Source organism: Nocardiopsis sp. RV163 (assembly GCF_001029525.1).
Taxonomy (GTDB): domain Bacteria; phylum Actinomycetota; class Actinomycetes; order Streptosporangiales; family Streptosporangiaceae; genus Nocardiopsis; species Nocardiopsis dassonvillei.
The window spans coordinates 1-1,432 of the sequence record NZ_LEKI01000335.1; the positions used below are offsets into that span (position 1 = coordinate 1).

Here is a 1,432-nt window from a genome sequence, read left to right on the forward strand (position 1 = left end):
GCCCGAGCAGTCCGGGGTTCGGATACACTCGGGGCAGACCCCTCGTGCGGCGTCACCCTATGAACCTCCCCAGGGCCGGAAGGCAGCAAGGATAAATGGGCTCTGGCGGGTGCGCGGGGGGTCCTTCGTCTTTCTCCGGCCCGGTCGAACCCCTCCCGGTCCTCGTCAACCGGCGCGAGCTGTCACCGCTCGCGGGTTGAATGGACACGTGGCAGGGACCAGGGGAGGAATCACACCGTGAGCATCGCGCTGTACCGCAAGTACCGGCCCGCGACGTTCGGCGAGGTGCGTGGCCAGGAACACGTGACGGACCCGCTGCGCCAGGCGCTGCGGAGCGGACGGATCAACCACGCCTACCTGTTCAGCGGCCCGCGCGGCTGCGGCAAGACCACCAGCGCCCGCATCCTGGCCCGCTCCCTCAACTGCGCCGAGGGCCCCACCCCCGACCCCTGCGGCATCTGCGACTCCTGCGTGGCACTGGCCCCCGACGGCGGCGGCAGCATCGACGTCATCGAGATCGACGCCGCCTCCCACGGCGGTGTGGACGACGCCCGCGACCTGCGCGAACGCGCCTTCTTCTCCCCGGTCAACTCGCGCTACAAGATCTACATCATCGACGAGGCGCACATGGTGACCCGGGAGGGCTTCAACGCCCTCCTCAAGCTGGTCGAGGAGCCCCCGCCGCACCTGAAGTTCGTGTTCGCGACCACCGAGCCCGAGAAGGTCATCGGCACGATCCGCTCGCGGACCCACCACTACCCGTTCCGCCTGATCCCGCCGAGCACCCTCAAGGAGCTCATGGAGGACCTGCTCAAGGAGGAGGGCGTCTCCTACGATCCGGCCGCGCTGCCGCTCGTCGTGCGCGCGGGCGCGGGCTCGGCGCGCGACACGCTCTCGGTGCTGGACCAGCTCATCGCCGGTTCGGACGAGGGCGGCATCACCCGTGAGGGCGCCGTCTCCCTGCTGGGCTACACCGACTCCAGCCTGCTCGGCGAGATGGTCGACGCGCTCGGCGCCCGCGACGGCGCCGCCGTGTTCGGCCTGATCGACCGCGTGGTGGAGGGCGGGCTCGACCCGCGCCGGTTCACCACGGACCTGCTGGAGCGCTTCCGCGACCTGGTCGTCCTGGCCGCCGTGCCCGACGCCCTTGACAAGGGCCTGGTCAACGTCGACCCGGAGGCGACCGAGCGGATGAAGGACCAGGCCGCCCGCCTGGGACCGGCCGAGCTGAGCCGCGCGGCCGAAATCCTCAACCAGGGCCTGACCGAGATGCGCGGTGCCACCGCTCCCCGTCTGCTGCTGGAACTCATGTGCTCGCGGGTGCTGCTCCCGGCCGCAGACGGAGACCAGGGCGTGGCCCTGCTGGCCCGTTTGGAGCAGATGGAGCGCCGGATCGCCTCCGGTGCCGCCGCCCCCTCCGCCGCCCCGGCCC

1 protein-coding gene and 1 other RNA gene are annotated in these 1,432 nt (G+C 71.4%); both read left to right on the forward strand.

The genetic code is table 11. The annotated features are described in order from the left end of the window. The first annotated feature begins 33 nt into the window (after nt 1-33). Nucleotides 34-129: signal recognition particle sRNA small type (gene ffs / locus ABD54_RS27645), an RNA gene on the forward strand. A gap of 108 nt (nt 130-237) precedes the next feature. Further along, the coding region (locus ABD54_RS26560) for a DNA polymerase III subunit gamma and tau (RefSeq protein WP_047872295.1) at nt 238-1,432 on the forward strand (1,195 nt) is incomplete at its 3' end.